Genomic DNA, 6,019 nt, shown 5'->3' on the forward strand with positions numbered 1-6,019 from the left:
GCCCAGCTGGGCGCTCCGCCGCCTCGGCGTGCTCATGACGCCCGACCCCAGCGACCCCCGGGAGGCCTGGGGGGTCCTCAACCCGGCGTGCGCGCGGGGCCGCGACGGGCAGCTGTACCTGTTCCCGCGCCTGGTCGCCGAGGGGAACTTCTCGCGGGTCGGCCGGGCGCGAGTGCTGTTCGACGGCGACGGCACGCCAGCCGCCGTCGAGCGCCTCGGGGTCGCCCTGGAGCCCGACGAGACCTGGGAGATCAACACCACGACCGCGGGCGTGGAAGACCCGCGCATCACCTTCATCCCGGGCCTCGACCTGTACGTCATGACCTACGCGGCCTACGGGCCGCTCTATGCCCGGATCGGCCTGGCGGTCTCAAACGACCTGGCGAGCTGGGAACGGCTCGGCCCCGCCTTGTTCGCCTACGAGCCGTCGCTGCGTGCCGACCTCAACCTGTACACCAACAAGGACGCCGTGCTGTTCCCCGAACCAGTGGCCGCGCCGGACGGCCGCCCCGCCTACGCCCTGTTGCACCGGCCCATCTGGGATCTGTCGTGGGTCAGCCCGACCGCCGGTGAGCCGCTGCCAGCCGGGGTCCAGGACCCGAGGCCCGGGATCTGGGTGTCCTTCGCCCCTGTCGACGAGGTGAGCCGGGACCTGCGGGCGCTGGCGCGGTTCACCCAGCACCGGCCGGTCGCCCTCCCCGAGCAGCCATGGGAGCACCTGAAGATCGGCGCCGGCACGCCGCCGGTCCGCACCCCGGAAGGGTGGCTCGTCCTCCACCACGGCGTGTCCGGGAGGCTGGAGCCGGGCGTCTGGTACCAACGGCACGTGCGCTACGCCGCCGGCGCGATGCTGCTCGACGCCGAGGACGTCACCAAGGTGCTCTGGCGGACCCCCAACCCCCTGCTCGACCCGCAGACGCCGCAGGAGCGCGACGGCATCGTGCCAAACGTGGTGTTCCCCACCGGCATCGACCCCCGCGGCGACGGCGATGCCGACGTCTTTTACGGCATGGCCGACTCCCGCATCGGCGTGGCCCGGCTCCACCGGACCGGCTCAGCCCAATGACCCCCTCAAAGAAGCGCCTCGGTGTCGCGCTCGCCGGCTGCGGCCGGTTCGGCGACTTCTGCCTGTCGGCGGCGGCCGACCTCCCGCAGCTCCTGCCCGTCGGCGTGACCGACACCGACCGTGCCCGGGCGCTGGCCACCGCCGGCCGGCACGGGATCGCCGCCCACCCCGACTACGCCGCGCTGCTCGGCGACGACCGCGTCGACGTCGTCATCATCGCCACCCCGCCGGCCCACCATGCCCCCATGGCGCTCGCCGCGATCGCCGCCGGCAAGCACGTGTTCTGCGAGAAACCGCTCGCCACCTCCCTGCGCGAGGCCACGGCCGTCGTCCAGGCGGCACGCGCACACAGGGTGCGGCTGAGCGTCGACTACGTGCTGCGCTGGAACCCGCTGTACCGACTGCTGGACCGGGTGCAGGCGCTCTCGGGCCCCACGGGCGCGCCGCTGCTCGGGCGCCTGCGGCACTTCGCCTTCCAGAACCTCGCCCGCGACGACCACCTGCCACCCGACCACTGGTTCTGGGATCCCGAGACCAGCGGCGGGATCTTCGTCGAGCACGGGGTGCATTTCTTCGACGCCGCTGCCTGGCTGCTCGGCAGCGACCCGCTCGAGGTCCAGGCCCTGGAGGTCGCGCGGGGCGAGGACGGACGGGTCGACACGGCGATCGCCACCGCACTCCATCCCGGGGGCGCCACCGCCACCTACGCCCACGTCTTCGCCCGCCCCCCACAGGCCGAGTACCAGCAGACGTTGCTGGACTGGGGGTTCGCGCGCGCGGTCGTCTCCGGATGGATCCCTGTGGAACTTGCGTTGGACGCGTGGACCGACCCGCACGGCGCCGGGCTGCTCCTCGACCTCCCTGACCGAGCCGACGAGCTGCTCGAGGTGCCCGGATTTCACAGATCCGGACAGGAACGGGTCGCGGTCGAGGTCGTCCAGGCCACCCGCGAGCCCCGGCCCTGGCGCGGCGGCGGCCAGGCGCGCCCGGTCAGCCACCACATCCGGCTGCGGGCGACCCTCGGAGGCGCGGCGGCCAAGGGGCACGTCTACCGCGAGAGCGTGCGGGCCGGGGTCGCCGACCTCCTCGCCGCGGTGGGCACGGAGCGTGAGCCACTTGTCAGTGCCCGGGACGCATGGGAGAGCCTCGCCGCCGCCATCACCGCCCGCCTAGCCGCCGGGTCCGGACGGCGGGTCGCACCGCCAGCCTTCCCCGGGTCGCCAGAGCTCAACATGGCGTTCAGGCCATGTGGATGATCTGCCCGGTGATGTAGCGCGCTTGGTGGGAGGCGAGGAGGGTGATGACCTCGGCGACGTCGTCGGGCTGGGCGAGATGTCGGAGGGGGCTGGCGGCGATGGCGGCTTCCTCGACAGCGGGGGTGACCCAGCCGGTGTCAGTCACCGGCGGGTAGACGATGTTCGCGGTGACGCCGTAGGGGCCGAGTTCCTGCGCGGCCGACATGGTGTAGTTCTCCTGGGCGGCCTTGGCGGCGCCGTAGGAGATCTCTTCGGGGAAGCCGCCGGGCCCGCCGGAGGTGAGCCCGATGATGCGGCCCCAGGTGGCGCCTCGTTGGATGTGGCGGCGGGCGAACTCCGCGACCAGCAGAGCCGACGCCCGCGCGTCCACGGCGAACTGCCGATCGTGGCTTGCGGCGTCCACGGGGCACAGGCTGCGTCCGAACCGGTCCTGGGTGACGGGAAGGAAGGTGTTGGCCAGCCAGCCGCTGGCGTTGTTGACCAGGATCTCGACGGGGCCGAGCGTGGCTTCGGCGCGGTCGAACAGCAGCCGGGGGACGGTGGAGTCGGCGAGGTCGGCCTCCATGCACTCCGCGCGGCCACCGGCGTCACGGATCTGCTGGGCGACGTGGTCGGCGGTGGCCGCGCGCACTTGGCCGTATGCAGCGGGATAGGGTTCGCCGGACTGCTCGCGTGGGTCGAGTCGCAGGTAGGTGAGGAAGGCTGCCACGCCCCGGTCGGCGAGCGCGCGGGCGGTCGCCGCGCCGATGCCCTGGTTGGCTCCCGTCACCAATGCCACCCGGCCATCCAAACCTGGATCGATCATGGCGTGATCCATACAGCTTCTCCGACGAGGCGAGGGCGGCCCGGGGTGTCGAACGAGGGACGTCTCAACGGCAGAGCTGCCGTCCAGCGCGGCCGGTTTGCACCCTCAACACCGGCACTTCGGATCGGACAGCCCCGGGTCGCCGAGGCCACTCTACGCCCCGCCCGACGGCAGCATAATGACTGTTGCCCTGTTGGTGCGGAGGCTCACTCGCGGTTGCTGCCCGTCTGCTGCCCGCGGCCCCGACCGCCGTCGCCTCACCAGGAAGCCTGCTCCGAAGACCCGGCCTGACCTGCGGTTTCTGCTGGTGGGCGTGGCTGGTTTCGAACCAGGGGCCTCTGCCGGCGCCGAGTTGGCGGAGCAGCTGGCCTACTGGGGCCTTGAGGGCAGCGGGGATCCGCTGCTCGAGGACCTTCGGGACGCTCGCCACCAGATCGACGCCCTCCTGGCGAGCGGCCGGCTCGTGGTCCAGCCGGCGCAAGCCGTGTACACCCCCCTGGCTGCAGGCGAGATCCTTGCCGCGGACTTGGCGGCGGTGGAGCCGGCTCCACCGCTTCGTTCAGGTCACGGGCCTGCAGCCTCCTTGGCGCGCCCTCCGTCGATGACGGCGCGCGCGACGGCGACCAGGTCGGGGATGGCCGGGTGGCCGGGGACGCTCCTCCAGGCGAGCTTGACGGGGACGGCAGGCGCGTCGGTGACGGGGACATAGGTCACGCCGGGGTACGGGTGGATGTCGGCGGTGGCGGATGTGGTGACGCCGACCGCGCGCTGGGCGGCGATGGTCGCGAGCCAGTCGTCGGTGGTGGCGACGGTCAGGACGGTGGCCGGGCGGACCGCGGGAGGCCACAGGTCCAGGGTAGTGGTGCCCGAGACGGGATTCAGTGCGACCGGCTGGTCGGAGAAGTCCGCCAGGGTCAGCGAGGCGCGGGTGGCCAGCGGGCTGTCGGCTGGCACGGCCGCCACGCGGGGCTCGCTGTACAGCAGCTCGGTGACGAGGCCGGGAGTGTCGACAGGGCCTCGGAGCAGCGCGACGTCTACCCTGCCGCTGGTCAGGCCAGCGCTGCGGTCGTCGATGCGGAGCAGCTCCAGCGGGGTGTCCGGGTGCGCCTGCTCCCACCGGCGCAGCAACGGCGTCGTGTACTTCCCGAGCGCCGACCAGGCGTGTCCCAACCGCAGCGGCCAGGTGCGCAGGCGGTCGCGGTCGAGCGCGTCGTCGAAGGCGGCGACGGCGACGGACGCCTTGTCGCGGAAGGCTTGGCCCTCGGCGGTCAGGGCGAGATGGTGGGTGGAGCGGTCCACTAGGCGCACGCCCAGGTACTGCTCGAGCTGGCGCAGGGTGCGCGAGACGGCGGGTTGGGTCAGGTGCAGCCGCTCGGCGGCGCGCGTGACGTTCGCCTCCTCGGCGACGGCGAGGAAGCAGCGGAGGTGGCGCAGCTCGATTGTCATGCGCGACGAGCATAACCACGACCGGATCGGCATTTCACGCGGCGATCGGCCGGCTCTACCGTGACGGGCATGGACGCGCGTAGCACATCCTCCACCCCCGCGGCGACGGGCGGCAGTCGCCTCGGCTCTGCCGCGCTGGTCCTCGGCAGTGCGGTCTCGGTCCAGTTCGGAGCCGCTGTGGCGGCCCTGGTGTTCCTCCGGGCGGGCGCCCTGGGCACGGTGACCCTCCGGCTGGCCCTGTCCGCGCTGGTCCTGCTTGCCGTGTGCCGTCCGCGGCTGCGCGGCCTCCCCCCCGCGGATTGGGCGCTTGCGGGCGCCTTCGGGGTCGCCCTCGCGGCCATGAACACCCTGTTCTACCAGGCCATCGAGCGCATTCCGCTGGGAGCGGCCGCCACCCTGGAGGTGCTTGGCCCGCTCGCCCTGTCCGTGCTCGTCTCGCGCCGGGCGGCCAGCGCGCTGTGGGCCGCCCTTGCACTGGCCGGGGTGTTCCTGCTCGGCGGGAGCGACTTCGAGCGCCTCGACCTCGCGGGGACTGGCTTCGCGTTGGCGGCCGGCGCGATGTGGGCTGCATACATCCTGCTCAGCGCGCGGACGGGCCGGCGTTTCCCGAAGACCGACGGCCTGGCGGTCGCGCTCGGCGTCGGCGCGCTCCTGAGCCTGCCCCTCGGCGTGGTCAGCGCCGGGACCGCCTTGCTGGACCCGGCCACCCTGGCCCTGGGAGCAGCCGTCGCCGTGCTGTCATCGCTGGTTCCCTACACCCTCGAGCTGCACGCGCTGCGCGGGCTCCCGCCCGCCACCTTCGGCGTGCTCATGGGCCTGGAGCCGGCGATCGCCGCCGCCGCCGGCTACCTGGTCCTGCGTCAAGCCCTGTCCGCCACGGACGGGTTGGCCATGCTGCTGGTGATCGCGGCCAGCATGGGCGCGATGCGCACGCCTCCGAAGCCCCCGGCTGACGCTGCTCACGCCAGGCACACCGCACCCCACGGCACTCAGCGCGGCCACGCAGTACCACAGGTCAGCCGCCCGGTTGGTCCGTCGTGGCGTGCGTGGCGTGCAGTCCGACGTCGTGCGGTTTCCGGGAAGTCTCCGGGACGGCCTGTGGCCTCCCGGTAACCCTTGCCGGAGAGCCGGTCAAGTATCCGTTTCGAGGGGATTGCGTTGCCACCACCGCCACCTGGACGCCCCCCAGGGTGGGGCTCCGCCGACTTGGACAATTGGGCAGCGGGGGCTCCAGCCCCGCACGGAATGGTCGGCGGTTGACGGGCGTGGAGATCTTGAGGTTGTGTAGCAACCTGCTCCACAATCCCCCAAGGAGAGCGCCGCCGTGACCGACAGCTCGTCCGCTCCTGGCCAGCAGCCGCCGCCGATCGACGCCAGCGTGCCGCAGTCGGCCCGGATCTGGAACTACTGGCTGGGCGGCAAGGACAACTTCCCCGTCGACCGTGA

6 protein-coding genes are annotated in these 6,019 nt (G+C 72.7%); 4 read left to right on the forward strand and 2 right to left on the reverse strand.

Translation table 11 applies throughout. The features are described from left to right. Nucleotides 1-1,066: glycosidase (locus tag VG276_01420; GenBank protein ID HEV8648068.1), on the forward strand; the 1,066-nt coding region annotated here is incomplete at its 5' end. Continuing rightward, the gene (locus VG276_01425) at nucleotides 1,063-2,322 is read left to right on the forward strand and encodes a Gfo/Idh/MocA family oxidoreductase (GenBank protein HEV8648069.1); all 1,260 of its coding nucleotides are present in this window, start codon (nucleotides 1,063-1,065) and stop codon (nucleotides 2,320-2,322) included. The genes VG276_01420 and VG276_01425, both read left to right, overlap by 4 nt. Here the strand turns inward: VG276_01425 and VG276_01430 are convergent. Together VG276_01430 and VG276_01435 are read right to left on the reverse strand one after the other, a co-directional pair. Continuing rightward, nucleotides 2,306-3,127 carry an SDR family oxidoreductase gene (locus VG276_01430; GenBank protein ID HEV8648070.1) on the reverse strand — a complete coding sequence of 274 codons (822 nt, stop codon included), beginning with the start codon at nucleotides 3,125-3,127 and terminating at the stop codon, nucleotides 2,306-2,308. The genes VG276_01425 and VG276_01430 overlap by 17 nt on opposite strands. Before the next feature lie 564 nt (nucleotides 3,128-3,691). Beyond that, complete coding sequence (locus tag VG276_01435; GenBank protein ID HEV8648071.1) at nucleotides 3,692-4,573, reverse strand: LysR family transcriptional regulator; 882 nt, start codon at nucleotides 4,571-4,573, stop codon at nucleotides 3,692-3,694. Between the two features lie 69 nt (nucleotides 4,574-4,642). Between VG276_01435 and VG276_01440 the strand changes: the two genes are divergently transcribed. Further along, nucleotides 4,643-5,686 carry an EamA family transporter gene (locus VG276_01440; GenBank protein ID HEV8648072.1) on the forward strand — a complete coding sequence of 348 codons (1,044 nt, stop codon included), beginning with the start codon at nucleotides 4,643-4,645 and terminating at the stop codon, nucleotides 5,684-5,686. Between the two features lie 211 nt (nucleotides 5,687-5,897). Next, nucleotides 5,898-6,019 (forward strand): SAM-dependent methyltransferase (locus VG276_01445; GenBank protein ID HEV8648073.1); only part of this gene is annotated, 122 nt, incomplete at its 3' end.

It is taken from the genome of Actinomycetes bacterium, from assembly GCA_036000965.1.
In the GTDB taxonomy this organism is placed as follows: Bacteria; Actinomycetota; CALGFH01; order CALGFH01; family CALGFH01; genus DASYUT01.

Excerpts from the sequence above, each read along its gene's own strand:
- VG276_01430 (HEV8648070.1), bottom strand. The coding sequence starts at position 3,127 with ATGATCGATCCAGGTTTGGATGGCCGGGTGGCATTGGTGACGGGAGCC.
- VG276_01425 (HEV8648069.1), top strand. The coding sequence starts at position 1,063 with ATGACCCCCTCAAAGAAGCGCCTCGGTGTCGCGCTCGCCGGCTGCGGC.
- VG276_01435 (HEV8648071.1), bottom strand. The coding sequence starts at position 4,573 with ATGACAATCGAGCTGCGCCACCTCCGCTGCTTCCTCGCCGTCGCCGAG.
- VG276_01440 (HEV8648072.1), top strand. The coding sequence starts at position 4,643 with ATGGACGCGCGTAGCACATCCTCCACCCCCGCGGCGACGGGCGGCAGT.